The sequence below is a fragment of the Vibrio sp. 1069 genome, assembly GCF_033340555.1.
In genome coordinates this window covers 656,562-682,247 of sequence record NZ_JAWOWP010000001.1, presented here as the reverse complement: position 1 = coordinate 682,247, position 25,686 = coordinate 656,562, and the positions used below count along the sequence as shown (strand labels likewise).

Here is a 25,686-nt window from a genome sequence, read left to right as displayed (position 1 = left end):
AATGAAATATCAGCAGCTTGAGAATCTAGAATGTGGGTGGAAATGGAAGTATCTCATCAAAAAATGGAAAGATGGTGAAGCGATTACCCGACATATTGATACAAGCGAAGCAGATGCAGCGGTCGCAGAACTAAAACGCCTTGAACACGAGCCTACACTTGTCTTGGCTTGGATAGAAAACCACATGTCAGAAGAGTTAGATAATAAACTCAAGCAGGCTATCCGAGCGAAACGGAAACGTCACTTCAATGCAGAGCAAGTCCATACAAAGAAGAAATCCATTGATTTAGATTACCGAGTTTGGGAAAAGCTTTCTAGTAGAGCGAATGAACTTGGTTGTACGTTATCTGACGCAATTGAATATTTGCTTTCCGAAGCGTCGAGAAGTGAAAAAGCGAGTCAAAAAGTTACCTCAATTAAAGAGGATTTGAGTAAATTGCTATCTAGCTAGGATAGGGAGTGCCAAATGTTATATGTAATCTTAATTGCAGCCATCGTGATCTTTTGGTTGATCGCAGTCGATAGGCCGGTGTTAAAAGTAAAGTTCGATAATGGCCATATTAGTAACGTAAAAGGGCATCTACCTCCTTCTTTCAAACACAACTTACAGGATATTAGTGAGTATAACCCGTTTACTGGTGAAATGAAGGTGTATAGCCAACGAACAGGAATGCGCTTAAGCTTTTCCAAAGGCATTCCCAAAAAAGTTCAACAGAGGATTCGTAACGTTTTTCCGCACCAGGGCTTCAAAGCAAACAAAGGCAAGAAGCGCGCTTAATTACATATCAGTTACTTCATCATGTTAAATGGGACGCAATGTGGCGTCCCATTTTCGTATCTACAGAAAAATTACTTATCATTGAACAATCAACAACATAAACGGACCAAAACGATGAGATACGTTGTAACTTTAATGATATTGATCTTTGCAAGTAATTCAGTTTTTGCTGACGATTCAGAAACGAACCTGTTGGCTAAAAAGATTAAGACTAAGCTTCAAAAGAAAGTAGACAATAAGTTTGATGGCTATCAAGGTTATTGTGACGTCATGATAGAAATGGAGCACAAAAGTAAAAACGCAGTAATAAAAAGAGTAACCAGTAGTGGTGACCAAAAAGTGTGTAGGTACGTTAAGTCCAACTTGAAGAAAGGAAAACGCTATCGTTACAAATATCCCGAAAAGTACATTCGCCTCCATATAACCACAGGCTTATAAATGTTTCAGAACGCCTTGATTAAGAGCGAGTGAACTGAGCTCGTGATTTTTGGCAGATTTCGTTGCGGAGCGATTAGAGCGTTTAGCTGATTTTTGCTGTTGTACGAGGCGAGTATGAAAGGCTTTTTTGTTTGGTAGTGCTTAAGTTAGTAATCGTGATGCCATTGAATGGCAAATTCAGTGAGTTGGCCATCATCACCATACATAGATTGATTCAGGTGCTTACAGAAGAACACGCCAGTAAGTCGAGGACTAAGCGCGCATCAATTTTCAATAAGAGATTTGATTTGCTTCGTAAGCATAACCACAAATTATTGTCTTTGATTAGTGATTAAGCACCTTTAATCAAAGTGGGTAACTCTCTTCTTTTCAAATTGGAGTCTCAGATCTAGTCTGAACTAATACAAAAATTCTGATGAATTAATCTTCAAATACATCGAGTAGATTTGTATCGAACGAAAGTCCCTTTAAATTGTGCTCTTCACATAACGATATGAGTTTGTCATCACAATAAATTGACGTACAACCTTCACCTTTTGATTTAAAGACATATTTATTTGAAAGATCGCTTTCTATAAATGCCAGTTTCTCTAATAATCCTTGTTCTCCGTCAATGTCTTCAAATTTGATTTTCTGCTTGTCTTCTTCTCCAAAGGACATCACGTTGAACACGGTAAAACTTTCATCATCGATTGTAATCGGTAAGAACTCACCGTCAGAATCAATTACATCTCGTACTACCTGATATGCATTTTCTCTCAAGACAAGAAATGTTCTCCATTTAGATATGTCTGGGATTGCTTCAGCAGATTTAAAGTGTTGAGTAAATGTTGCATATTCATTTACCCAAACATCTCTCAAGCTGGTTGAATCAACAGGGGCTCTTCGAAGTCGTCTTAACAACTTAAAGTCATCTGAATCGAGAGCTCGCTTATAAGGGTCATGCTCTAAGACCTTAAATTCTCGAGGTTTACTTTTTAATTTGTATACAGTCATACAGTAGGTTTCCAGTTAGCATCTTTCTTCTCCAGAATTTTCTCAGGATGAGAACTATCTTGTATTTGCTTTTTCAGCAGTTAAGCAGTTAAGCAGTTCAGCAGTGTGGACTTAAATACATTCTCACTATGCCTAATTCTAACATTTGTAATTTTGCATCAATCATCGCAGTTACCTTACCGTTTCTCATCACAATCTGATGTGCTGCGTGATTTGGGCTAGGATGAGGTTCTGCTACGGCATAAAGTATGCGAGACAAGTGCCGGTAGCTTATTCCAAGAATGGATGTGGCTTCTCGGCACTTTAACTTATTGTTTAACACACCTTGGATACTGGAGAAACGTTGCAATTCATGGTAGTTCATCGTAACTAACTTCCTAGATACCTCCAAGCAAACATAGGACAGATTCACTTGGAAATACTAGGACATTATCGCTTTGGGCTTACACTATTAGTGCGCATTATGTATATTATGTTAAATTAAATATTGCTGTACGCTAAATGCTGTCTGAGTATGCTCCTATTCCCCTGCAGATTTTAAATTTAAGGGCCTTACTGTAAGTATTAAACATAATGGTTATTTACCATAAAATACTTAATATAGATCTTAATAATCTATCGATTGTTAAGATCTATATTAACGCCTTTTTGCTTATTGAAATGACTGTATAGCTTCAAAGATATCTTGTCTTCTAACTGGCTTGGAAATGAATCCGTCCATACCGGCATCCAGGCATTTATCTCTATCGCTTTCTAGCGCATGTGCAGTTAACGCTATAATTGGGGTCCTGAGACCTTTATCTCGAATAAGTCTTGTTGCGGTAATTCCATCCATCACTGGCATCGAGACATCCATGAGAATCAAATCGATTAAATCCTCATTCTCTTCTAAAAATGTTAATGCCTCTGCTCCATGGCTTGCGATATGAACATTATGGCCAAGCTTATTTAAGATAAGCTTTATTACGAACTGATTCGACTCGGTATCTTCTACGACGAGAAGTTCCATTGCTTTTGTCGGTTGATTGGTTTCGATTCTAACTGGACGATTTTGATTACAACGAGTCAAAACTGGAATCGAAATCGTAAAGGTTGAACCAACATGCTCATCACTTTTAACGGCAATCTTGCCACGCATCATTTCAACTAAATGCTTGGTTATTGCGAGTCCCAGTCCTGTACCACCAAAGCGTCTCGTGATGGAACGGTCTCCTTGATGAAATGCCGTAAACAAGTGCTCTTGCTTTGCTTTAGATATACCAATTCCAGTGTCAGATATTGAGATCACAAGTTCAGCATCTTGCTCAGATACAGAAACTTTTACTTCACCTTCGTCTGTAAACTTTATTGCATTCCCTATTAGATTAAACAGGATTTGAGATAACCGCGTGGAGTCAATCCAAAATTGTTTGTCATTAGTGACAGTACAGTTGAGTTTAAATTGGAGATTTTTCTTCTTAGCTATTTGTTTTTGCTGAGAAATAACAAAAGTGACAGTGTCTCTTAAATTAATCCATTGTTCATTGAGCTGAAAGCGACCAGACTCGATTTTAGAGAGATCAAGAATGTCACTGATTATCGCGAGAAGTAACTCTGCAGAGCACTCCATTTGGCTCAACGCATCAATTTGTTCTTCTGACAAGGTTGATTGCTTCAGTATATCTAGCATTCCAAGAACGGAATTTAAAGGGGTTCTTATTTCATGGCTCATCATCGCTAAGAACTCCGACTTAGAGCGGTTCGCAAGCTCTGCTTCTTCTCTTGCTTTAGCGAGCTGAGTTGTTCTTACCTCAACGATACGTTGTAACTTCTCTTTGGTCTCGATATCAATGACCGCCCTTTCAATTAAGGGACGAAACCGCCTCAAGGTTTCCTTATTCTCTATGCTAAAGTGCCCTTTCTGAGCTCCAATAAGTAGGATTACGGTTTGCGTTACTTCTGAACGTATACCAGTTAAAACGACCGAGTTTACATGGCTTTTTATAAAGCTGTTTAAGTTAACAAACTCAGCGAGTTTATCTGGCTCGAACAGTAGAATGCATTCACCATTGAGAGCTCTTTGATAGGTGTTACCGTGTAACCAGGATACATTGTCAAATACGCTATTAGTTGATATCAATGTCCTGAAGGGATATCGCTCACCATCGCGAGTCAGTACAATAAAATCATCGAAGTTGATGTACTTTTTGAGGACATTGTTTAATCCCGTAAATATCTCATGCCGATTCTTTGCCTCACTCATCGCAGATATCGCGGAAAGAATGGCCTTGTTTTCATCAGCGAGTAGTCGTTCTCTTTGTCTAGCCTGCTTTAGCTCAACTAACGCTTCTTGAAGCGCTTCCTGTTGATATATGTCTAAGTATTTATCTTTCATAAGGTTTATGGAATATAGCCGATGAAATCATCAGGTTTCCATGTCCATTCTCACCACCAATAAATCTACCTTGCTCGCCGAAAGTAAAAGGGCAAATAAAAGGCAAATGTTCTAGTTCTTGGTTAATTTGTTCACAAACGCTATTCATGTCTTGCATTAAGTGCAACATGGGACCTGCGCAAAAGATATTTATCACTCCAATTTTTCGAGACTCTTCTAATTTTTGGTTAAAAGCGGCATTGACGACTTTTGCAGCGCGCGCAACGAGATGCTCACGACTTCCTTTCATTAATGTGAGCTCGTCACCCTCTTCTATTCGTGTAAACAACTCGATTCCACCATCTGGCGTCTCACGGATCGGATGGGATAACTTGTAATATGGGCGATCATAGAGATGACCTGCGATCCGCCCTAATGGATAAGCACTCGAGTTTGTAAACAGCATATTATCTTTACCTACTTGGTTATCCTGGTGATTTGTCCACCTTCTATAAACATTGAGCGCAGGTTCATTATCAATTTCAAGTAAGCATCTATCGTTGGTCTTGGTTGCAACACCTTTGATATTAGTTGGTGTATGCCCAGCGCTAAAAGCGATATCAACAGGTTGAGAGGAGTAAAAGAGAGTTAAGCTTAAACCTGAAGTTTGAGAGCCTTGGGCGGTTATCACAGACCATTTCCCAGCGATGTTATTATCAGCGGCCGAACCACCAATAATTGGAATTAGAGTTCCAAATCTTTCATCTATAGACGCAATGATTGATTCCTCTTGCCCTGGTGTAGCATGAAGTAGAATTAAGTTTGGTACCTCTCCTACACGGTTTGCGTTCTCAAGGGCCATATCCAAAGCCTTGGTGACGCTGTCACCTGAGTTGTGATTAGAAATACCAGTACCATAAGCATGAGGACCTGTATCATAAACAGCAAGTGCCGCAATTACTGGGCCTGTATGAAAGCCCTGATCTGTCATTACGGCTTGACATGAACTGGCGCCATGAAAAGGCACACCAGGAAAATGCGCAAGAAACGCTTCTCGAATCAACTCAAAATTGTATTCTTCCGTGTAGTAACACATCACGTAAGACAAGCTCTGTTGTGTCAATTCGGACCTGAGCGTTTTTATCGCTGAGTCTTCATCTTTAATATGAGTAAAAACTGATTGGCAATGCATACGATTTTATAATTGGATATCACTCTGCTGTTATACCATTCCAACCAATTTTCTCTAGGTAAGAAGGTGTTAATTTCATTAATAAGTTACGATTATCTCGTGATAGATCGTATTTATAATTGAACTACAACAATGTTTTCACCTTTTTTAAAGGTGATTTTTTTCGATTCAGGCATGATGTCCCATTCTACTGACTTATGCTTCTCGTTGAGATTGATAAAATTACCAGATTGATTTAGATCAATTTTTAGAGTGCTACTTTCTGTCGTTTCGAGCGAAATTCCCATTGAGTCACGATTAATCGTGATTATTTCTCCTTCAATTGTTACATCGCATCGTTCTTTTTGTGAACAGTCAACGCTATTAATACTCTCGTGTGTAAAGGTACGCCAGAAAAATGCGCCTATTAAAACACTGAGCATGATTAAGATTTGTGCAAGTCGCGCCTTTGTTAACTTTTGTGCAGGCATAATTACTAATATCCTTGTTACAAACTTCAAACTTTTTAAATAAAAAATGATTTCCAGAGGTCCAGTAAGGTTACTACCCTGTCATTGAATTGTTAATTCAAGTATAGTGTCACGCTGAAAATGCCACTTTTTATTAAAGTCAGCAATGGAAATAAGGTGATGATAACACTTGAATTCTAGAGTTTACTTGGGTGGTGTTACGACGCAAGTCGTGTTGGAAGTAAAAGTGTAGTTAATTAGAAATTGGAAGCATGCAAATGAGCCAAGTAAAGCAGCTTGAACAAAACTACAACTATACAGTCGTTCGCCAATTTACCCTTGTGACCATTTTATGGGGCATAGTTGGTATGGCTGTTGGTGTTTTGATTGCCGCTCAATTAGTTTGGCCACAGCTAAACTTTGATACGCCGTGGTTGACGTACAGTCGCTTACGTCCACTGCATACTAATGCGGTAATTTTTGCGTTTGGTACCAGTGCTCTGTTCGCAACGTCTTATTATGTTGTACAGCGCACATGTCAAACACGTCTTTTTGGTGGCCCACTCGTTGCCTTCACCTTTTGGGGTTGGCAAGCAATCATCCTGGCAGCAGCCATTACTTTGCCTCTCGGTTTAACATCGGGTAAAGAGTATGCTGAGCTAGAATGGCCTATTGATATCGCAATTGCGCTAGTATGGGTATCATATGCGGTGGTGTTCTTCGGCACACTAGTGAAGCGAAACACGTCACATATTTATGTGGCAAACTGGTTCTTCGGTGCCTTTATTATCACAGTAGCAGTACTTCACATCGTGAACAGCATGGCTATTCCTGTGTCACTTGGTAAATCTTACTCGATTTACTCGGGCGCAGTAGATGCGATGGTTCAGTGGTGGTATGGACACAATGCGGTAGGTTTCCTACTGACCGCTGGTTTCCTAGGTATGATGTACTACTTCGTTCCTAAACAAGCTGAACGTCCTGTTTATTCTTACCGTCTATCTATCGTTCACTTCTGGGCACTTATTTCTCTATATATTTGGGCAGGCCCTCACCACCTTCATTATACAGCGCTACCAGACTGGACTCAGTCTCTAGGTATGGTTATGTCGCTGGTTCTATTTGCTCCTTCTTGGGGTGGTATGATCAACGGTATTATGACGTTATCTGGTGCATGGCATAAGCTTCGTTATGACCCTATCCTACGTTTCCTAATCGTTTCACTGTCGTTCTACGGTATGTCTACCTTTGAAGGCCCGATGATGTCGATTAAGACGGTTAACGCACTTTCTCACTACACAGACTGGACCATTGGTCACGTTCACTCTGGTGCGTTAGGTTGGGTTGCGATGGTTTCTATCGGCTCTGTATATCACTTGGTACCTCGCCTATTTGGCCAAGAGCGTATGTACTCTGTTGGTCTAGTTAATGTGCATTTCTGGCTAGCAACAATCGGTACCGTTCTTTACATCGTTGCGATGTGGATCTCTGGTGTAATGCAAGGTCTTATGTGGCGCGCGGTTAACTCTGACGGTACGCTAACTTACAGTTTTGTTGAATCTGTAGAAGCGTCTTATCCGTTCTACTTTGTACGTTTCCTTGGCGGATTTATCTTCCTATCTGGTATGTTCCTAATGGCATACAACACGTACAAAACGGTAAGTGCACCTAAAGAAAGCCTAAAAGCTATCCCACATCCGGCATAAGGAGATTTAAGAATGAGTAATAATTCTAATAATCGCCATGAAATCTTAGAACGTAATGTCGGTTTGTTGGCTATTTTTATCGTGTTTGCTATCAGTTGGGGTGCTCTTGTAGAGATCACTCCTCTGATTTTCCAAAAGCAAACGACTGAACCTGTAGAAAATCTGCGCGCTTACACTCCTTTGGAGATGGAAGGCCGTGATATCTACATCCGTGAAGGTTGTAACGTCTGTCACAGCCAGATGGTTCGTCCTTTCCGCTCAGAGACTGAACGTTACGGTCACTACTCTGTTGCTGGTGAGAGTGTTTGGGAACACCCATTCCTTTGGGGCTCTAAGCGTACAGGCCCGGATTTAGCTCGTGTTGGTGGTCGTTATTCTGACGAATGGCACCGTGTTCACCTGTTAGATCCTCGTGAGCTTGTACCTGAGTCAAACATGCCAGGTTTCCCGTGGCTAGCTGAAAACGTTTTAGACGGTAAGCTAACTCAGAAGAAACTTGAGCTATTTCGTGATCAGTTCGGCGTTCCATACACTGATGAAGAGATCGCGAATTCGGCTAAAGAAGTAGAAGGTAAAACAGAGATGGATGCAATCATCGCTTACCTTCAGTCTCTTGGTCATGCAATGAAGTAAGGGGATCATATGGATTTCGGTACAATTCATAGTATTTATACCGTTGTACTCTTCGCTAGTTTTATTGGCATCGTATGGTGGGCATTTAGTAAAAAGCGTAAAGCACGCTTTGAAGAAGATGCCAACTTGGTGTTTGCTGACGAAGAACAAAAGACCCCTAATAACCAAGGAGTGAAGAAGTAATGACTACATTCTGGAGTCTCTGGATTATCGTGATTACTGTCGGTACGCTAGTAGGCTGTGCGATTCTCCTGACTTGGTGCGCTAAAGATAAAATGGGCGTCGAGGAAGGGGAAGACATGGGCCACGAGTACGATGGTATTCGCGAGCTAAACAACCCTCTACCAAAGTGGTGGACTTACCTGTTTGTAAGCACATTTGTGTTCGCAGCAGTTTACCTTGCCCTATTCCCAGGTCTAGGTAGCTTCAAGGGCTTTTTAAACTGGCAGAGTTCGGCTCAAACCGTTCGCTCACTAGAAGAGTCAAAAGAAGCCATCGCTGCAGCACAAGAGAACAAGCAACTAAACCAATATGCAAAAGAACTGGATGATGCCGACGCTTACTTCGGCGAAGCATTCCGTAAACTTGCGCACAATGACAGTGGTCTACGCCCAATTCCTGAAATTGCGCAAGATCCTGAAGCATTAAAAGTTGGTCAGCGTTTGTTTTTGCAAAACTGTTCTCAATGCCATGGCTCTGATGCACGTGGTCAGAAAGGCTTCCCTAACCTGACTGATGATGCATGGCTATATGGTGGCGAGCCAGCAGCGATCGTTACAACCATCATGCACGGCCGTATTGGTCAAATGCCAGCATGGAAAGATGCCCTTGGTGAGCAAGGTGTTCAAGAAGTTGTAAGTTACACACTTAGTTTATCTGGTCGTAAAGTAAATGCTCGTGAAGCCGCGGCAGGTAAAGCACGCTTCGTAGTGTGTGCTGCTTGTCATGGTACCGATGGTAAGGGTAACCCTGCAGTCGGTGCGCCTGACCTTACAGACCAAGACTGGTTATTTGGTGACTCTCGTGCAGCTGTAACAGAAACCGTAATGAACGGACGCTCAGGCGTAATGCCTGCGTGGAAAGACATTTTGGGTGAAGATAAAGTTCAGCTCGTTGCCTCATATGTCTGGAGTTTAAGTAACTCAGAGAGTAAGTAACTGAGATATTACGTAACATAGCAATAACAGCCCCTTTCATAGGGGCTGTCTTTCCTTTAAATTTAACGCCTTACATTTTTTTCATTTAGCTGTTGAGAACTTTTTTATGGTAAAGCCTTGGTATAAACAATTTTGGCCGTGGTTCCTAATCATCCTTCCTCTTACTGTCGTAGTTTGGACTGTGATTACTGTGGTCGTTTTCTCGAACAACTCTGTTTCTTTAGTCGCCGAGGATTACTATAAAAAAGGCAAAGGCATTAATATCGACATTAGTAAAATGAATGTCGCTCGTGACCTAGGTCTTAACGCTGAGATTTCCTCTGAAAATAACAATGTTGTGATTGTTTTCGCTAAAGGGAAGCTACCTCATTACCCTGCTCTAACGGCCACTTTCACTCATCGTACTCTTCCTGATCGTGACTTCACAAAGCTTGTAACAGCGGATGCATCTGGTAATTACCGACTAAAGGCTGAGGAATCTATTCAAGGACCATGGTTTGTTGAACTACAACCACACGACAAGCAATGGATGATCCAAGGTAAAGTTGAGTTTCCTGCCTCTTCAACACCGTTAATGAAGTAAGCATATGTGTAAATCCTGTTATCACTGCGGTGAAGATGTACCAGCCAACACGGATTTCAAAGTAGAAATATTGGGTGAAATTCGCGACATGTGTTGTCCGGGCTGCGAAACTGTGGCGCAGACTATTGTCGATAGTGGTCTTGTCTCATACTACCAATACCGCACTGCGCCTGCAGAAAAGGCAGATCTAGTACCAGAGCAACTCCAAGCTTTAATTCATTATGACAATGCGGATGTACAATCTGAATTCGTACGAAATCGCGAAAATGTTTCTGAAGTAACCCTTTCTTTAGAAGGCGTTTCATGTGCTGCTTGTGCGTGGTTAATCGAAAAGCAAGTTTCTAATACGGCCGGGTTGGTATCTATCCGTGTTAATACAACCACCAATCGAGCGTTACTAGCCTGGGATAAAACTCAGGTACGGTTAAGCGAGCTCCTTTCCGTTATTCATAAACTTGGTTACAAAGCTGCACCTTTTGAAGCAGATAAGCAAGAAGCCTCTTACCATCGAATGATGAAGCAATATCTATATCGGCTAGGTATTGCAGGTTTAGCAACCATGCAGGTCATGATGCTCGCCGTTGCACTGTATCTCGAAGTCTTTGGTGATTTAGAGCCAGAGTTTAAAAGTTACTTTCGTTGGGTAAGTTTGATTTTTGCTACTCCTGTTTTGCTTTATTCCGCTCTTCCATTTTACTTAAACGCATGGCGCAGTATCAAAGGCCGAACCCTTGGTATGGATGTCCCGGTTTCTATCGCGTTGATCTTTGCCTATGTTGCAAGTTTAGTTGCAACAGTAACTGAACAAGGCGAAGTCTTCTTTGAATCTATCTCGATGTTTACCTTCTTTTTGTTAGTAGGTCGATTCTTAGAGATGCGCGCTCGTCGCAAAGCTGCTGCAGCGAGTGGTAACCTTCTTAAGTTGATTCCTGCAATTGCTACAACGCTGGACGGTGATCAGATACCCGTGAAGACGCTAAAAGTTGGCGATCGTATTCGCGTTCTACCTGGTGAACATATCCCCGCTGACGGTAAAGTTATTTCAGGCCGTATTCATATTGATGAATCCATGCTAACGGGTGAGTCAGTGCACGTTGTGAAACGAGAAGGCGATATTGTTTATGCGGGAACGCTAAACGGAGACGAATCATTTGAACTAGAGGTAGTAAGCTCAAAGGCCGATTCAATGATTTCTAACATCGTGCGTTTACAAGATGAAGCTCAACACTCCAAACCTAAAATTGCGGAAATTGCAGACATTGTCGCCCGTTACTTTGTTGGTGTGATTCTTATCATCTCTGCTGGTACTTGGTTTTACTGGCATCAAACAAAACCAGATGATGCGTTTTGGATCATGCTGTCTGTGTTAGTCGCTACGTGTCCATGTGCGCTATCTCTGGCCACACCGACCGCACTCACTTGTGCTACCTCTAGAATGGGTAATTTTGGCATTTTACTTCGTAAAGGCCATGTGTTTGAGACATTATGTAAGATCAACCACTTAGTTGTAGATAAAACAGGCACTCTAACGAAAGGTGATATTGAGATCTGTGAAACAAAGGTACTTAGTGATCTCCCACAGAAAGATTGTCTATCAATAGCTGCAGCTTTAGAGGCTCATGCAAACCACCCTATCGCTCGTTCTTTTGCAACTTTCACCAATGATGACTTTATCGTGTCTGATGTGCAAAACGTGATTGGGTCAGGGATTGAAGGGATATGGAATGGCAAAATCGTTAAGATAGGCAGTGCGGCTTTTGTTCAAGGCAAAGAAAGTGGTGAAAGCCAGGCGGTCTATCTGTCGGTTGATGGCAAGCATGTCGCTAGCTTTTACTACCGCGACCCTATCCGAAAAGAAAGCAAAGCCTTTATTCAACGTTTTGCTGACGCTGGAATTAAGACAACCCTGCTAACTGGTGATTCTCTCTCAAACGCCCAACCAGTGGCGAATGAAATTGGTATCGATCACATCGTCGCGTCAGCAAAGCCAGAAGATAAGCTTGCATACCTTAAGAGCTTGGACGAAAACAGTATCACTATGATGGTTGGTGATGGAATCAATGACGCGCCGACTCTCGCCGGAGCTCACCTTTCTGTCGCAATGGGCGGTGGTACAGATGTCGCTAAAGCTTCTGCAGATATGACGTTACTTGGGGATAATCTCGAAAAGCTACTAGAGGCACGTTTGCTTGCACTGCGTACAAGAAAGATTATTCGAGAAAACTTGGCTTGGTCTTTGGGTTACAACCTGTTAATTTTGCCTTTGGCGGTCGCAGGTTTAGTGGCTCCCTACATTGCAGTAGTTGGCATGTCTGCAAGCTCAATTATCGTTGTATCTAACTCTTTGCGCCTGCTCAAAGAGAAATAAGTAGAGAAAGCAAACATGGAAAGTCTTTATATATTGATTCCCATCGCTATCGTTCTCGTTTGTGTTGCTGTCGCCGTTTTTCTTTGGGCGGTAAGAAGCGATCAGTTTGAAGATCTTGAACGGCAAGGGCACAACATTCTTCTCGACGAAGAAGACCAATCTAATAGTGATAAAAAGTAGCGACCTTTATGACTCCTGATTTTATCGGTGCGTTGATGATCGGCTTAGTAGGAGCCGGTCATTGTATGGGTATGTGTGGTGGTATCGCGTCTCTGCTTACCATGGGCTCTTCTGCTAAAAATAAAACCACCCCTCTTATCCCCCTCTTCTACAACCTCGGACGATTGATCAGTTATACCTTAATAGGAGCATTAGTGGGTGGTGCTATATCAGGTTTATCTGAGCTTAGTGGGTTAACGCATTCTCTTGCTTGGTTAAGGCTGATTGCTGCGTTATTCATGATTCTGGTCGCGCTGTATATTGCTAAATGGTGGCAAGGCTTACTTTTAATAGAAAAGCTAGGGCAGTATCTCTGGCGCTTTATCTCGCCGGCAGGGAAGAGTTTGTTGCCATTAAAGCATCCTCTTCACGCGTTGCCATTTGGCTTTATTTGGGGTTGGTTACCATGTGGTTTAGTTTATTCAGCGCTTACTTGGTCGGCGGTTTCTGGTAGTGCGATGAACGGCGGCCTAATTATGCTTGCGTTTGGGCTCGGAACGCTACCTGCGATGCTTATTATTGGATACGGTGCCAATCATTTTCAGAAATTACAAAAATCATTAATATTTAGAAACATTTCAGCATTAATCCTTATTGGCTATGGTACGTATACCGCTGTAGGAGCCTTAGCGTTACTCGGTTTCAGATAACGTTAAACTCTATTGAGGTGACATTTTTGCTACCCTTTAGGATTAAGCGATGCTAAAATATTGATGTATATCAAATAGTGAAAGGTTGTTATGATTTCTGAAAAACCTGCAACAAAGCGTATCCAATCAGGCGGTTGCGCCATTCATTGCCAAGATTGTAGCATTAGTCAACTGTGTATCCCGTTCACTCTAAATGAGGCAGAACTTGACCAGCTTGACCAAATCATCGAACGTAAGAAGCCTATTCAAAAAGGACAAGAGCTTTTTAAGGCCGGTGATGAGCTAAAATCGCTATACGCTATCCGCTCTGGTACCATCAAGAGCTATACGATCACAGAGCAAGGTGATGAGCAAATCACAGCGTTTCACTTAGCTGGAGACTTAGTCGGTTTCGATGCTATCACTGGTGACTCCCACCCTAGCTTTGCTCAAGCACTCGAAACGTCGATGGTATGTGAAATCCCATACGAAATTTTAGACGATCTATCGGGTAAGATGCCTAAGCTTCGCCAGCAAATCATGCGTTTGATGAGTAACGAAATTAAAGGTGATCAGGAAATGATTTTGCTTCTTTCTAAAAAGAATGCAGAAGAGCGACTAGCTGCTTTCCTTTACAACCTATCAACGCGTTTTTCTCAGCGTGGCTTCAGCCCTAGAGAGTTTCGTTTAACTATGACTCGTGGTGATATTGGCAACTACCTTGGTCTTACAGTCGAAACGATTAGTCGTTTGTTAGGTCGTTTCCAGAAATCTGAGATCCTAAGCGTAAAAGGTAAATATATCACTATCTTAGACCACGATGCATTGATGGAACTTGCTGGTGTAACTAAAGAATAATACACCCTAATTATTGATGTAGCTCGAAAATGAGCTACATCATATTTCTCATAAATTCCTTTCGAAAGTCCTCAAAAAGTTCTCCAAACTAAGCTACAGTAAAAATGTACGGTGAGTACTCCAAAATACTGATTTAATTTACATTCAGTATCTGGTTTTGCAATAGAAGTGGGCTTAGTTATGAGTATATACAGTAAGATCCTTGTTGTAGCTGACATCAATAATGATGAGCAGCCCGCACTTGCAAGAGCTGTTCAATTAGCTCAGAAAAGTGTATCTAGAAGCCGAATCACTTTCTTTTTATCCATTTACGATTTCTCGTATGACATGACGTCAATGCTATCAGTGGATGAAAGAGATGCTATGCGTCGAGGTGTCATTCATCAGCGTGAGCAGTGGATGCGTAAAATTGCTCAACCATACCTAAACGATGGCTTCGACTTTGATGTTTGTGTTGTCTGGCACAACCGTCCTTATGAGGCGATTATTGCTGAAGTCTATGCAGGCAATCATGACCTAGTCATCAAAGGCACACGTAAGCATGATGTTTTAGAGTCTGTCATTTTCACACCGACAGATTGGCACTTGTTGCGAAAATGCCCTATTCCAGTGCTTCTTATTAAGAATGCTGCTTGGCCGGAACAAGCAAGTATCCTTGCCTCAGTACATGTGGGCTCAGAAAACCCGACTCATATTGATCTCAACGATACGATGGTCGAGCGATTAAAAGAAATCACCACGCGGCTTGAGGCCAAGCCATATCTTGTTAACGCCTACCCCGTTACACCGGCGAACATTACGATTGAACTTCCTGAATTTGACCCAACGACTTATACCGATGCAGTGCGAGGTCATCATTTAACGGCTATGAAAGCACTACGCCAAAAACATGGTCTTGATGAAGAACAAACGATAGTTGAGCAAGGTTTACCTGAAGATGTCATTCCGGCAGCTGCAGAGCGCTTGAACGCAGCAATGGTTATTTTAGGTACCACAGGGCGAACAGGGCTTTCTGCTGTCTTTATTGGTAATACAGCGGAGCACGTAATTGATAAAATAAATTGCGACGTGTTGGCTCTAAAACCAAAAGGCTACATTAGCCCTCTCGACCCAAATACAGCAACCTAATCTCTCTTTAGTATTGCTATGTATTGAGCGCTTTCAAATAAGCGCTAATAAATCCCCCCAATACAGGGGGATTTTTGTTTGGGAACAGTTAAAGCGTTGGGTACAAAAAAGGAGGTCTAATTGACCTCCTTTTTTACGAGTTAGATGTTCGTAACATCGATGAACATCGATTCATCAATATTCGTCGAAGAAACGACAGCCTCATTAAATTCATACTCTTCGCGGTTACCTTCACGATCTAGCGGTAAGTTAACAAAGTCGAACAATTCGCGGTCTGCTAGTTGGCTTGGGCTTACGTTTTGAATTGATTTAAAAATTGCTTCCACACGCCCTGGCGTCTTCTTATCCCATTCAATCAACATTGCTTTTATAGATTGACGCTGAAGGTTCTCTTGAGAGCCACAAAGGTTACACGGAATTATTGGGAAATCCTTGTGCTCAGCGTATTTGATCAAATCTTTTTCACGACAGTAAGTCAATGGACGAATGACCACGTTACGGCCATCATCAGAGCGTAGCTTTGGTGGCATCGCTTTAAGGCGAGAGCCGTGGAACATATTCAAGAACATTGTTTCGACGATGTCATCCATGTGATGACCTAGCGCAAGCTTAGTTGCACCAATCTTCTCTGCAAATGAATACAGCGTACCACGTCGCAGGCGTGAACACAGACCACAAGTGGTTTTGCCTTCTGGTACCTTCTCTTTTACGACGGAATACGTGTCCTTATCGACGATATAGTAAGGGATATTCAGTGTTTCGAAATACTCTGGCAGAATGTGCTCAGGGAAGCCCGGTTGTTTTTGGTCTAGGTTTACCGCAACCACTTCAAATTTGATCGGTGCGGCTTTTTGAAGATTCAGCAGGATATCAAGCATCGCGAATGAATCTTTACCACCGCTAATACATGCCATTACAACATCGCCTTCTTCGATCATGTTGTAATCAGTAATGGCATTTCCAACATGTCTTCTTAGGCGTTTCTGAAGCTTGTTGAATTCTAGGGTTTCTTTTCTTGTATCTATTTGGTTCATTGCGGGCTCTCACATCGCCGATAAATCGACTAGGACTTCCTAACATGGGTTTCTTTGGGGCGTGGATTATACGAGCTTTTTACGCAGGATTAAATGCTTGTCTTATTGAGTCTTTAAGAAAAGAGTGTGAAAGATACTTTAGTTACGGTCACAAATGAAAAAAGAGCTGCGATTGCAGCCCTTTCTAAACGTTCAGTGTTCATTTCTTTGCGTTAGGTAGATAAGGTAACACTCGCATCGTCGGTTCTGGTAGTGTCATTGTGCCACCTTGCCCTATTTCACTTAGTGCGACTTGTATCTTGCCATTGACAATTGGCTTTTCGGTTCCGTTTGAGAAAATCACTTTATCATTCAGTTGATTTGCAAACTCCATCGTCACACCTTGAACCTCCGGTGTAAACCAACCCGCAAACATACCGCCTAAATCTTCCAGCATCGTCTGCATTTGAGGTAGAAGAGGCTTAAGTTGGTCGTAAGAAACGTTACCCTGTAATGGTTCTTTGGTCATCACGACAAGTGAATAATCGCAACGTGTATCTTTTGGGGTATCGACAAAAACCAACGGATTCGCTGACTTTAAGTTTTTATCAACAGGTAAAGGCAACTCTTGTGAAGCAGGGATAACAAACTCTTCATAGTGCTCTTCTTTTTCCATCCAAGCTTTTTCTATCGTACAAATTTGTTTAGTTTTTGCGTCCACAAAAAAGACACCAACTTTCACATCGTCATGCCCTTCTTTATTGTTGTTTTTTAGTTGAGTGTATAACTTTGAGTACGTGAACATGTACTCTTGAGCTTGGGTTATCGGCGATGCAAGAATTAGCGCCGCACTTCCCAACAGACTTAGGCTTAACTTTTTCATTTTATCCGTTATTTTATTGCGTCCAGTAGGCGTTGTTATGACGAATCATAGCGCGAAGATCGTGTACATAGGCGATGCCACGTTCAGAATAGGCTAGCAACCCATGCGTTAACTCTGACGCGGTTGCGACCGTTAACAAGCCCTTGTTCTTTTCAGCCAGAGATGTTCTGATTTCACGCAGGTCTGCATACGCTGGGTTTCGATTAACATTCATAAAGTAGCCATGAACAGACTGTTGTACAGAATCGAATTTTTCAACTTCATGAACTTTGTTAGCGCCACGTTGCGCTGGAACAATTCCACAGCCCTTTTTATAACACCATTGGCCGAACAAGTTGTTTGCTTGAGTAGCAAAACGAGAAGTGCCCCACGCAGATTCATTTGCCGCTTGAGTTAGAACCAACGCTTCTGGTAAGACGTTCACTCTCACAAGCATCTCATCCACCCACGCTTGCTCGACCTTATTGTTACTCAAGGGCAACGAATACAGAGATGATAACCGCTGAGCATACTCTTGTTGTTCTTGCGTAACTTGCCCCACCTTTAAAGAGGTAAGAAAGGCCCGCTCATGACGAATTCGTTGATTCTCAAGAGCAATTTTAGGCCTTAAAAAATCAAAAAAGCAGCTTTTTTCTCTTTCGTATCTTTTATTGAATTGAAGTCTGGGATATCACCGATGTATGGCAAGTGTGATAAATCGACATGCTTAATCTTGCCAGAGAGTACGTCAGGATTTTCCACATATTTAAACTGTTTCTCGTAGTGTAAATATGGGCCTATAGAAATGAAAGTGGCGGCTATACAGGTTGCCGCCACTCGTAAACTTATTGATTTCAAAGAATTAGGCATCAAACACCTGTGAGTTACCATCGTGATCATTATCGTTTTTCTGTGTTGTAACGATCTTAAGCTTAATTCCAAACATTTCGCGGTAGAGTATGCCTTTCAAATGGAAGAAGAATGGCAGCACAAAAATCAAGCCAATACCGTAGAACATTGCTGCAATAATAAACATTAACATCACGCCTAAGTAAAGCCCCGCGACCACAAAAATCTTCTTGTTGATTGCGCGAAGTGATAACAACAACGCTTGCATTGGTGGCACCCTTTTCTCACAAATCAACAAGATAGAGTGACTAAATGCCAAGGAAAGATACAGCGACAGTAAAGGAAAAATCATACCAACCACACCTTGTAGCATTAAGCTCATGAGCGTTGCTAGGATAACAGGAATGGTGAACTGCAACCCCTTTCCAACATGGCGCAACTTAGTCTTTAAGCCAGCGACATGACTCATAGCCATCAAACTTATCCCCGCATAAATTGGGGCGCTAATCACCTCATAACTGAAATTCGCGACATAAATAGAAGACACAATATCGTTTGTGAACGACTCTGGGTTCTCAAACGCATCAAGAATAACGGTCAAATCGCCCAACTGCAGTTTTAATGCAATATAGAAAATACCTAACTGGACAAAAAGCAATACAATAATGGCAGGAGAAAATGATAAAAAGTGCTGGATGGTTGCTCGCCAAGCTTCGTTAAAAACCGCGCCAGCTTTAAGCTCGTAGTTGCCAGACAAAGCTCGCTCTACACTCCCCCCAAGATTGAAATCTTTCTCAAAATCGTCGTTCATAGTTTATCCAAGACTAACTTGTAAAATTTTGACTGGAATTCCAGTCAATTAATGTAATCGTCATTATAAAGAAATCTTTCCACATCTAACATCACAACTCACCTACAATCCTTGCAATCTCAACTGTATGGTTGATAATTGACCACTTTCAAGGTCATGAAATTGAAACAATTGTTGAACAAAGTTTAGTGCTATCAAACTGTGTCTAGATGCCAATTAATCTCATAAAAACAGTATGGTAAGGAATGATGGCTTTTTCCTGCAAAATTATTTCTGTTTCAAGATAAGAAAATGCTTTAATTTCACACTTTTGGTGATTATGATGCGCGCCTCAAAAGTGAATGGTTAGTGTCACATCAGCTGGGATAATCCCGGCTTGAACGTGGGGGAAATACAGACGTTGAACGCAAAACCGCAAGCAGGAAAGCCAGTTATTCGTTTATCTGGTATTAGTAAAAGTTTCGATGGTAAGGAAATCATCGGTAATTTAAATCTGGATGTTAATCATGGTGAATTTCTGACGATTCTCGGGCCTTCTGGTTGTGGTAAGACAACAGTTTTACGCATGATTGCAGGTTTTGAAACGGCAGATAACGGTCAAATTATTTTGGATGACCAGGATGTAACACAGGTTCCTGCAGAGCAAAGGCACGTCAACACGGTATTTCAAAGTTACGCATTGTTTCCACACATGACCGTATATGAGAATGTCGCTTTTGGCCTTCGTATGCAGAAAACGCCTACTGCGGACATTGAACCACGAGTAATGGAAGCGCTACGCATGGTGCGCCTAGAAAAAATGGCACAGCGTAAGCCTCATCAGCTTTCTGGTGGTCAGCAACAACGTATCGCCATTGCGCGTGCGGTTGTTAACAAACCAAAAGTACTGCTGCTAGATGAATCTCTATCGGCACTTGATTACAAACTGCGTAAGCAAATGCAAATCGAGCTTAAACAGCTTCAGCGTCAACTTGGTATTACCTTTATCTTCGTTACGCACGATCAGGAAGAAGCCCTATCGATGTCTGACCGCATTATTGTAATGCGCGATGGTGTTATCGAGCAGGATGGTTCTCCACGTGAGATTTACGAAGAGCCGAAGAACCTATTTGTTGCTCGCTTTATCGGTGAGATCAACGTATTCAACGCAACCATGCTAGAGCGTATCGACGAGAAACGTATCCGTGCAGAAATCGAAGGTGTCGAATCTGTTGTTTACTACGATCAGGAAGCGCAAGCAGGTGAAAAACTGCAAGTACTACTTCGCCCAGAAGACTTACGTATCGAAGAGATCAAAGAGTCTGAAGAAAAAGGCATCGTAGGTCACGTAACAGAGCGTACCTATAAAGGTATGACGCTTGATTCAGTTATCCAATTGGATTCGGGCATGCGTGTAATGGTTAGCGAATTCTTTAACGAAGATGATCCTGATGTGGACCACTCACTTGGCCAGAAAGTCGCTATCACTTGGGTTGAGAGCTGGGAGGTAGTCCTCAATGATAAGCAAGAAGATTAATCTTCAAAACGCGATCATTACCTTAATCGTCGGTTGGTTAACACTTTTCGTGTTGGTACCAAATGTGATGATTATCGGTACGAGTTTCTTAACGCGTGATGAAGCAAACTTAATCGAAATGACATTTACTTTCGACAACTACTTACGTCTACTCGACCCCTTGTATGCGAAAGTGCTGATGCACTCGTTCTACATGGCGATCGTGGCGACGTTGTTGTGTTTAGTAATTGGTTACCCATTTGCTTACATCATAGCGAAAATGCCAGAGAAATGGCGCCCATTCATGTTGTTCTTAGTTATCGTACCTTTTTGGACAAACTCTCTTATCCGTACTTACGGCCTGAAGATTGTTCTGGGTACACAAGGTATTTTGAACAAATCATTAATGGCGATGGAAATCATCGATAAGCCATTACGTATTATGTACACCGAAACAGCAGTAATGATTGGTCTTGTGTACATCCTGCTTCCATTTATGATTCTGCCGCTTTACTCGGCAATCGAGAAGTTGGACAACACTTATATCGAGGCGGCGAAAGATCTTGGTGCGAACAAGTTCCAAACCATTACGAAAGTGATTCTACCTCTGACAATGCCTGGCATTATCGGTGGTTGTTTGTTGGTTCTGCTACCAGCACTAGGTATGTTCTACATCTCTGACCTTCTTGGTGGTGCGAAGAACCTACTGATTGGTAACGTTATTAAGAGCCAAGTATTGAACGCTCGTGACTGGCCATTTGGTGCTGCGACCAGTATCGCCCTCACCTTCGCAATGGCTGTGATGCTTTACGCTTACTACAGAGCAGGCAAACTATTGAATAAGAAAGTGGAGCTAGACTAATGGGACGCACAGTTAGATTTAGCTTTATGGCGCTGGTGTATGCATTTTTGTATCTGCCAATCATCGTCTTAATTGTTAACTCATTTAATGCCAACAAATTTGGTATGAAATGGGGTGGTTTCACCACGAAATGGTACGAAACCTTAGTAAATAACGACAGCCTAATGCAAGCTGCATGGCATTCATTGAACGTAGCGGTATTCTCAGCGACAGCAGCAACCATCATTGGTAGCTTAACGGCCGTTGCCCTATTCCGTTACTCGTTCAAAGGTAAAGGTGCGGTAAACGGCATGCTGTTTGTCGTGATGATGTCTCCCGATATTGTAATGGCGATTTCATTACTTGCTCTGTTCCTAGTATTAGGCGCACAGCTTGGCTTCTTTACACTATTGATTGCTCACATCACCTTTTGTCTACCATTCGTTGTGGTAACTGTATACAGCCGCTTAAATGGCTTTGATGTGAAAATGTTGGAAGCAGCAAAAGACCTTGGTGCAAGCGAGTGGGTTATCTTGAAACAGATCATCCTTCCTCTCGCTAAACCAGCGGTTGCCGCAGGTTGGTTATTGAGCTTTACCCTGTCTTTGGACGATGTGATCATCAGCTCGTTTGTAACGGGTCCAACATACGAAATCTTGCCATTGAAGATTTACTCAATGGTTAAGGTGGGCATTTCACCGGAAGTTAACGCCCTAGCAACGGTGATGTTGATTGTTTCTTTGGTCTTGGTAGTAATTTCTCAGTTGCTAGCAAGAGAAAAAGTGAAGTAGAATCCGCACCTGTTAACATCACGAAACAGAATGGTTACATGCCATTCTGTTTTTCTATCTATCGTCCAAAATTGGACAACGTTTGGTTTGGAGCTAACGTCAATGAAAAAATGGGCTACTCTATTAGCTGGTAGTGCATGTGCGCTTTCTCTGTTCTCTGGTACAGCGACAGCGGATGATAAAGAACTAGTATTTATGAACTGGGGTCCTTACATCAACAGTAATATCCTAGAGCAATTTACTAAAGAAACTGGCATCAAAGTGATCTACTCGACTTACGAGTCGAACGAAACTTTGTATGCAAAGCTAAAAACTCATAACCAAGGTTATGACCTAGTAGTACCTTCAACGTACTTCGTGGCGAAGATGCGTGACGAAGGCATGCTACAAAAGATCGATAAGACTAAGCTGAAAAACTTCGGCAACCTAGATAAAAACTACCTAGACAAGCCTTACGATCCAAATAACGACTACTCTATTCCACACGTTGTTGCGATTACAGGCCTAGCGGTTAACGCAGACATGTACGACCCAAAAGACTTCCAAAGCTGGGCTGACCTATGGAAGCCTGAGCTTGAAGGTCAAGTAATGTTGATGGACGACACTCGTGAAGTATTCCATATCGCTCTACGTAAACTTGGCTACTCAGGTAACTCAAAAGACCCTAAGCAAATCGATGAAGCGTACGCTGAGCTACAAAAGTTGATGCCTAACGTTTTAGTTTTTAACTCTGACAACCCTGGCGCACCTTACATGTCTGGTGAAGTGGGCGTTGGTATGCTTTGGAACGGTAGCGCTGCAGCCGCACAAAATGAAGGCCTGAACCTTAAACTCGTTTTTCCTAAAGAAGGTGGTATCGGCTGGGTTGATAACTTCGCTATCTCTTCCGGTGCGAAGAACGTAGAAGCCGCTCACAAGATGATCGACTTCCTACTGCGCCCAGAAATCGCAGAGCAAATCTCTCGTGATACTGGGTACCTAACGGCGGTGGAGGAATCGAATGCTAAGTTTAAAGACGTTGCCCCACTGTTCCCTTCTCAAGAAGACCTTGACCGTGTTGAATGGCAAGATGCGGTTGGTGATCTAACCGTTAAGTACGAAGATTATTTCCTCAAGCTGAAAGCGGGACAATAATCTAGCTTGTGTAACAAGTCATCAACCATAGGAAAATAGGCAGCAATACGCTGCCTATTTTTGTCTTAGGCTGATATAATCGCGCGTTGCTAGTTTTATTTGTCTTGGTATCATAGATTTATCGTCTCATAACAAGGAGACAACGATATTCAAGCTAAATGAACATATTTGTGCTTACTGCGATTTGGCTCAACTCGATAACTCCAGCTAGTATTGACTTGTCCAATCGCGAAACAAAACGGAAAACAAATGAAAAGTAAATTCTACGCAAGCGCTCTATGTGCAGCGACGCTCATCGCTACCCCTGCAATGGCTGCTGATCAAGAACTGTATTTCTACAACTGGTCGGAATACATTCCAAACGAAGTTCTTGAAGACTTTACAAAAGAAACCGGAATCAAAGTTATTTACTCTACATACGAATCTAACGAGAGTATGTACGCAAAACTAAAAACTCAAGGTTCTGGTTACGACTTGGTAGTACCGTCTACCTATTTCGTCTCTAAAATGCGTAAAGAAGGCATGCTACAACAGATCGACAAAGAGAAATTATCTCATTTTGCCGATCTTGATACTAACTTCCTAAACAAACCGTTCGATCCGAACAACAACTACTCTATCCCATACATTTGGGGTGCGACCGGTATTGGTATCAATGCTGACATGCTAGACAAATCATCGGTTACTAAGTGGGATGATTTTTGGGATAGTAAGTGGGAAGGTCAACTAATGCTGATGGATGATTCTCGCGAAGTATTCCACATTGCATTGACTAAGCTTGGTTACTCACCAAACACGACTAACCCAGAAGAAATCAAAGCCGCTTACGAAGAACTGAAAAAGCTAATGCCAAACGTATTAGTATTTAACTCAGACTTTCCTGCAAACCCTTACCTTGCGGGTGAAGTTTCACTAGGCATGCTTTGGAACGGTTCTGCATACATGGCTCGTCAAGAAGGTGCGAACATCGACATCATCTGGCCAGAAAAAGGCACTATCTTCTGGATGGACAGCCTAGCAATTCCAGCTGGTGCGAAGAACGTTGACGCAGCTCATAAGATGATCGATTTCCTACTACGTCCTGAGAACGCAGCTAAGATTGCACTAGAGATTGGTTATCCTACGCCAGTTAAAACGGCACACGATCTGCTACCGAAAGAATTTGCTAATGATCCAAGCATCTTCCCACCACAAGAAGTGATGGACAGCGGTACTTGGCAAGATGAAGTTGGCGAAGCGAGCGTAATGTACGATGAGTACTTCCAAAAGCTAAAAGTGAACAACTAATTCGTTAGTTTTAAAGATATGAAAAAGCGGCTCATGAGCCGCTTTTTTGTTCTTAATGACAAGACAAACACTCTTCCTGTTGAAGTTATTACGCTCTTTCTTTTCCTTCTAGAGCCAGTATCTCGTCAACTAATTTTGGAACCTCAACGCTTGCTTTTCCGTAGCGTTTTTCCTCAAATTCACTTTCTACCGCACTAGGTTCTAGGTTAATTTCAATGGTATGTGCGCCGTGCATTTTTGCATCATGAACAAAACCTGCTGCGGGATACACAACGCCAGAAGTCCCAATAGAAATAAACAAATCTGCTTCTTCTAATGACGCGTAGATATCACCCATTCGCAGTGGCATTTCACCAAACCAAACAATATGTGGTCGCATTTGTGAAGGGATCTGACAACAGTGACAAAGTTCGCCTGTCTTAATGTCCTCATTGTGCTCTACTACTTGGTTAGATTCACTACAGCGCGCCTTGAGCAACTCACCATGCATGTGAATCACATTCTGACTGCCGCCTCTTTCGTGAAGGTTGTCTATATTTTGAGTGATGACCGTCACTTTACCTTCTAACTCAGCCTCTAAACGACCTAATGCTTCATGCGCTGCATTAGGCTTTATCGCATTATCTTGAAGTTTCTTGCGGCGTTGGTTGTAAAAGTCTTGAACAAGGTCCGGATCGCGAGCAAACCCTTCAGGCGTTGCTACATCTTCGATACGGTGATTCTCCCATAGGCCATCTTGCGCACGAAATGTTTGAATACCAGATTCGGCCGAGATACCTGCACCAGTAAGTACTACAATATTTCTATAAGGGAAATTCATAACTCATCCTTGCTGTTTTTTCATTAGCTTAACACTGAAAGAATAGCAACAGTAGTAATATGGATTAGACCATAGTCGTAATGGTCACTATTAGAATTACAATTTAAGAGGAACAGCAATGAGACAAGTATCTCTAACGTTTACATTGCTTCTGACTTTGGCAGGCTGTCAACTTACCAATGTTGAAGGCGAAGTCGATGATGTAAAGGTAAGAGTCAGCACCAATGATGATGACCATCGAGGTAATGGTAATTTCTGTCCTCCGGGCCAAGCCAAGAAAGACAATTGCTAAAAGA

At 42.1% G+C, this 25,686-nt stretch carries 27 protein-coding genes and 1 pseudogene; 19 read left to right on the top strand and 9 right to left on the bottom strand.

Features of this window, described 5'->3' with window-relative positions; all coding sequences use genetic code 11:
- Position 1: 1 nt before the first annotated feature.
- From matP to R7040_RS02990, 3 genes are all read left to right on the top strand, one after another.
- On the top strand, positions 2-451 hold the full coding sequence (gene matP / locus R7040_RS03000; RefSeq protein ID WP_005396497.1) for a macrodomain Ter protein MatP: 450 nt from the start codon (positions 2-4) through the stop codon (positions 449-451).
- Between the two features lie 15 nt (positions 452-466).
- Entirely contained in the window at positions 467-778 is a 312-nt protein-coding gene (locus tag R7040_RS02995; RefSeq protein WP_258470656.1) for a DUF3634 family protein, read from the top strand.
- A gap of 114 nt (positions 779-892) precedes the next feature.
- Complete coding sequence (locus R7040_RS02990; RefSeq protein WP_054574161.1) at positions 893-1,216, top strand: hypothetical protein; 324 nt, start codon at positions 893-895, stop codon at positions 1,214-1,216.
- Between the two features lie 420 nt (positions 1,217-1,636).
- Here the strand turns inward: R7040_RS02990 and R7040_RS02985 are convergent, their stop codons facing one another.
- The 4 genes from R7040_RS02985 to R7040_RS02970 all read right to left on the bottom strand — a co-directional run bounded on the left by R7040_RS02985 (position 1,637) and on the right by R7040_RS02970 (position 6,227).
- A complete protein-coding gene (locus R7040_RS02985; protein WP_064353938.1) occupies positions 1,637-2,212 on the bottom strand; it encodes a hypothetical protein in 576 nt (191 codons plus the stop codon).
- A gap of 652 nt (positions 2,213-2,864) precedes the next feature.
- Positions 2,865-4,586, bottom strand: a complete 1,722-nt coding sequence (locus R7040_RS02980) for an ATP-binding protein (protein WP_025766635.1) — start codon at positions 4,584-4,586, stop codon at positions 2,865-2,867.
- The gene (locus R7040_RS02975) at positions 4,576-5,757 is read right to left on the bottom strand and encodes an FIST signal transduction protein (RefSeq protein WP_025766636.1); all 1,182 of its coding nucleotides are present in this window, start codon (positions 5,755-5,757) and stop codon (positions 4,576-4,578) included. Before R7040_RS02975 ends, R7040_RS02980 begins: the two co-directional genes overlap by 11 nt.
- 113 nt (positions 5,758-5,870) lie before the next feature.
- Positions 5,871-6,227, bottom strand: coding sequence for a hypothetical protein (locus R7040_RS02970; RefSeq protein WP_064353935.1), 357 nt, complete (start codon positions 6,225-6,227; stop codon positions 5,871-5,873).
- Positions 6,228-6,484: 257 nt separating this feature from the next.
- Here R7040_RS02970 and ccoN point away from each other — a divergent pair, with 257 nt between their 5' ends.
- From ccoN to uspE, 10 genes are all read left to right on the top strand, one after another.
- A complete protein-coding gene (gene ccoN, locus R7040_RS02965; RefSeq protein ID WP_005396488.1) occupies positions 6,485-7,912 on the top strand; it encodes a cytochrome-c oxidase, cbb3-type subunit I in 1,428 nt (475 codons plus the stop codon).
- Positions 7,913-7,924: 12 nt separating this feature from the next.
- Positions 7,925-8,545 (top strand): cytochrome-c oxidase, cbb3-type subunit II, encoded by a 621-nt coding sequence (ccoO, locus tag R7040_RS02960; protein WP_005377475.1) that lies wholly within the window; start codon positions 7,925-7,927, stop codon positions 8,543-8,545.
- Positions 8,546-8,554: 9 nt separating this feature from the next.
- Positions 8,555-8,728 (top strand): cbb3-type cytochrome oxidase subunit 3, encoded by a 174-nt coding sequence (locus tag R7040_RS02955; protein WP_005377485.1) that lies wholly within the window; start codon positions 8,555-8,557, stop codon positions 8,726-8,728.
- Positions 8,728-9,702, top strand: coding sequence for a cytochrome-c oxidase, cbb3-type subunit III (gene ccoP, locus R7040_RS02950; protein WP_005377487.1), 975 nt, complete (start codon positions 8,728-8,730; stop codon positions 9,700-9,702). The genes R7040_RS02955 and ccoP overlap by 1 nt, the downstream gene beginning before the upstream one ends.
- Positions 9,703-9,808: 106 nt before the next feature.
- Positions 9,809-10,285, top strand: a complete 477-nt coding sequence (locus R7040_RS02945) for a FixH family protein (protein WP_005377489.1) — start codon at positions 9,809-9,811, stop codon at positions 10,283-10,285.
- Between the two features lie 4 nt (positions 10,286-10,289).
- Entirely contained in the window at positions 10,290-12,653 is a 2,364-nt protein-coding gene (locus tag R7040_RS02940; protein WP_104979190.1) for a heavy metal translocating P-type ATPase, read from the top strand.
- A gap of 15 nt (positions 12,654-12,668) precedes the next feature.
- Positions 12,669-12,833, top strand: coding sequence for a cbb3-type cytochrome oxidase assembly protein CcoS (gene ccoS / locus R7040_RS02935; protein ID WP_005377493.1), 165 nt, complete (start codon positions 12,669-12,671; stop codon positions 12,831-12,833).
- Positions 12,834-12,841: 8 nt separating this feature from the next.
- The gene (locus R7040_RS02930) at positions 12,842-13,522 is read left to right on the top strand and encodes a sulfite exporter TauE/SafE family protein (protein WP_053350755.1); all 681 of its coding nucleotides are present in this window, start codon (positions 12,842-12,844) and stop codon (positions 13,520-13,522) included.
- Between the two features lie 90 nt (positions 13,523-13,612).
- On the top strand, positions 13,613-14,359 hold the full coding sequence (locus R7040_RS02925) for an FNR family transcription factor (RefSeq protein WP_005377497.1): 747 nt from the start codon (positions 13,613-13,615) through the stop codon (positions 14,357-14,359).
- Between the two features lie 180 nt (positions 14,360-14,539).
- Positions 14,540-15,487: a universal stress protein UspE gene (gene uspE / locus R7040_RS02920; protein ID WP_005377500.1), complete on the top strand. Its 948-nt coding sequence runs from the start codon at positions 14,540-14,542 to the stop codon at positions 15,485-15,487.
- Between the two features lie 140 nt (positions 15,488-15,627).
- On the opposite strand, the gene ttcA is transcribed toward uspE, so the two are convergent.
- The 4 genes and pseudogenes from ttcA to R7040_RS02900 form a co-directional block, all read right to left on the bottom strand.
- Entirely contained in the window at positions 15,628-16,521 is an 894-nt protein-coding gene (ttcA, locus tag R7040_RS02915; protein ID WP_005377502.1) for a tRNA 2-thiocytidine(32) synthetase TtcA, read from the bottom strand.
- Positions 16,522-16,720: 199 nt separating this feature from the next.
- Positions 16,721-17,383 carry a DUF2987 domain-containing protein gene (locus R7040_RS02910; protein ID WP_149191782.1) on the bottom strand — a complete coding sequence of 221 codons (663 nt, stop codon included), beginning with the start codon at positions 17,381-17,383 and terminating at the stop codon, positions 16,721-16,723.
- A gap of 13 nt (positions 17,384-17,396) precedes the next feature.
- Positions 17,397-18,232: pseudogene (locus R7040_RS02905) on the bottom strand (glucosaminidase domain-containing protein).
- Entirely contained in the window at positions 18,225-19,022 is a 798-nt protein-coding gene (locus R7040_RS02900; RefSeq protein WP_005377508.1) for a hypothetical protein, read from the bottom strand. The pseudogene R7040_RS02905 and the gene R7040_RS02900 overlap by 8 nt, the downstream one beginning before the upstream one ends.
- A 400-nt stretch (positions 19,023-19,422) precedes the next feature.
- Here R7040_RS02900 and potA point away from each other — a divergent pair, with 400 nt between their 5' ends.
- The 5 genes from potA to R7040_RS02875 all read left to right on the top strand — a co-directional run bounded on the left by potA (position 19,423) and on the right by R7040_RS02875 (position 24,570).
- The gene (potA, locus tag R7040_RS02895) at positions 19,423-20,538 is read left to right on the top strand and encodes a spermidine/putrescine ABC transporter ATP-binding protein PotA (protein ID WP_017634901.1); all 1,116 of its coding nucleotides are present in this window, start codon (positions 19,423-19,425) and stop codon (positions 20,536-20,538) included.
- Positions 20,519-21,379: a spermidine/putrescine ABC transporter permease PotB gene (gene potB, locus R7040_RS02890; RefSeq protein WP_005377512.1), complete on the top strand. Its 861-nt coding sequence runs from the start codon at positions 20,519-20,521 to the stop codon at positions 21,377-21,379. Before potA ends, potB begins: the two co-directional genes overlap by 20 nt.
- Positions 21,379-22,149: a spermidine/putrescine ABC transporter permease PotC gene (gene potC, locus R7040_RS02885; RefSeq protein WP_005389180.1), complete on the top strand. Its 771-nt coding sequence runs from the start codon at positions 21,379-21,381 to the stop codon at positions 22,147-22,149. The genes potB and potC overlap by 1 nt, the downstream gene beginning before the upstream one ends.
- Positions 22,150-22,251: 102 nt before the next feature.
- Positions 22,252-23,283, top strand: coding sequence for an extracellular solute-binding protein (locus R7040_RS02880; RefSeq protein ID WP_161444099.1), 1,032 nt, complete (start codon positions 22,252-22,254; stop codon positions 23,281-23,283).
- Between the two features lie 249 nt (positions 23,284-23,532).
- A complete protein-coding gene (locus R7040_RS02875; RefSeq protein ID WP_025766646.1) occupies positions 23,533-24,570 on the top strand; it encodes an extracellular solute-binding protein in 1,038 nt (345 codons plus the stop codon).
- An 88-nt stretch (positions 24,571-24,658) separates the two neighbouring features.
- Here the strand turns inward: R7040_RS02875 and cobB are convergent, their stop codons facing one another.
- Positions 24,659-25,390 carry a Sir2 family NAD+-dependent deacetylase gene (gene cobB / locus R7040_RS02870; RefSeq protein WP_005377522.1) on the bottom strand — a complete coding sequence of 244 codons (732 nt, stop codon included), beginning with the start codon at positions 25,388-25,390 and terminating at the stop codon, positions 24,659-24,661.
- Positions 25,391-25,508: 118 nt separating this feature from the next.
- Here cobB and R7040_RS02865 point away from each other — a divergent pair, with 118 nt between their 5' ends.
- The gene (locus tag R7040_RS02865) at positions 25,509-25,682 is read left to right on the top strand and encodes a hypothetical protein (protein ID WP_005377524.1); all 174 of its coding nucleotides are present in this window, start codon (positions 25,509-25,511) and stop codon (positions 25,680-25,682) included.
- Positions 25,683-25,686 lie beyond the last annotated feature (4 nt).

Coding starts and splice junctions, on each gene's coding strand:
- R7040_RS02925 (WP_005377497.1), top strand. CDS start 13,613: ATGATTTCTGAAAAACCTGCAACAAAGCGTATCCAATCAGGCGGTTGC.
- potB (WP_005377512.1), top strand. CDS start 20,519: ATGATAAGCAAGAAGATTAATCTTCAAAACGCGATCATTACCTTAATC.
- R7040_RS02955 (WP_005377485.1), top strand. CDS start 8,555: ATGGATTTCGGTACAATTCATAGTATTTATACCGTTGTACTCTTCGCT.
- cobB (WP_005377522.1), bottom strand. CDS start 25,390: ATGAATTTCCCTTATAGAAATATTGTAGTACTTACTGGTGCAGGTATC.
- R7040_RS02940 (WP_104979190.1), top strand. CDS start 10,290: ATGTGTAAATCCTGTTATCACTGCGGTGAAGATGTACCAGCCAACACG.
- R7040_RS02910 (WP_149191782.1), bottom strand. CDS start 17,383: ATGAAAAAGTTAAGCCTAAGTCTGTTGGGAAGTGCGGCGCTAATTCTT.
- R7040_RS02985 (WP_064353938.1), bottom strand. CDS start 2,212: ATGACTGTATACAAATTAAAAAGTAAACCTCGAGAATTTAAGGTCTTA.
- ccoS (WP_005377493.1), top strand. CDS start 12,669: ATGGAAAGTCTTTATATATTGATTCCCATCGCTATCGTTCTCGTTTGT.
- R7040_RS02975 (WP_025766636.1), bottom strand. CDS start 5,757: ATGCATTGCCAATCAGTTTTTACTCATATTAAAGATGAAGACTCAGCG.
- R7040_RS02880 (WP_161444099.1), top strand. CDS start 22,252: ATGAAAAAATGGGCTACTCTATTAGCTGGTAGTGCATGTGCGCTTTCT.
- R7040_RS02875 (WP_025766646.1), top strand. CDS start 23,533: ATGAAAAGTAAATTCTACGCAAGCGCTCTATGTGCAGCGACGCTCATC.
- R7040_RS02865 (WP_005377524.1), top strand. CDS start 25,509: ATGAGACAAGTATCTCTAACGTTTACATTGCTTCTGACTTTGGCAGGC.
- R7040_RS02970 (WP_064353935.1), bottom strand. CDS start 6,227: ATGCCTGCACAAAAGTTAACAAAGGCGCGACTTGCACAAATCTTAATC.
- ccoP (WP_005377487.1), top strand. CDS start 8,728: ATGACTACATTCTGGAGTCTCTGGATTATCGTGATTACTGTCGGTACG.
- R7040_RS02930 (WP_053350755.1), top strand. CDS start 12,842: ATGACTCCTGATTTTATCGGTGCGTTGATGATCGGCTTAGTAGGAGCC.
- R7040_RS02945 (WP_005377489.1), top strand. CDS start 9,809: ATGGTAAAGCCTTGGTATAAACAATTTTGGCCGTGGTTCCTAATCATC.
- matP (WP_005396497.1), top strand. CDS start 2: ATGAAATATCAGCAGCTTGAGAATCTAGAATGTGGGTGGAAATGGAAG.
- R7040_RS02995 (WP_258470656.1), top strand. CDS start 467: ATGTTATATGTAATCTTAATTGCAGCCATCGTGATCTTTTGGTTGATC.
- R7040_RS02900 (WP_005377508.1), bottom strand. CDS start 19,022: ATGAACGACGATTTTGAGAAAGATTTCAATCTTGGGGGGAGTGTAGAG.
- R7040_RS02990 (WP_054574161.1), top strand. CDS start 893: ATGAGATACGTTGTAACTTTAATGATATTGATCTTTGCAAGTAATTCA.
- uspE (WP_005377500.1), top strand. CDS start 14,540: ATGAGTATATACAGTAAGATCCTTGTTGTAGCTGACATCAATAATGAT.
- potC (WP_005389180.1), top strand. CDS start 21,379: ATGGGACGCACAGTTAGATTTAGCTTTATGGCGCTGGTGTATGCATTT.
- R7040_RS02980 (WP_025766635.1), bottom strand. CDS start 4,586: ATGAAAGATAAATACTTAGACATATATCAACAGGAAGCGCTTCAAGAA.
- ccoN (WP_005396488.1), top strand. CDS start 6,485: ATGAGCCAAGTAAAGCAGCTTGAACAAAACTACAACTATACAGTCGTT.
- ttcA (WP_005377502.1), bottom strand. CDS start 16,521: ATGAACCAAATAGATACAAGAAAAGAAACCCTAGAATTCAACAAGCTT.
- ccoO (WP_005377475.1), top strand. CDS start 7,925: ATGAGTAATAATTCTAATAATCGCCATGAAATCTTAGAACGTAATGTC.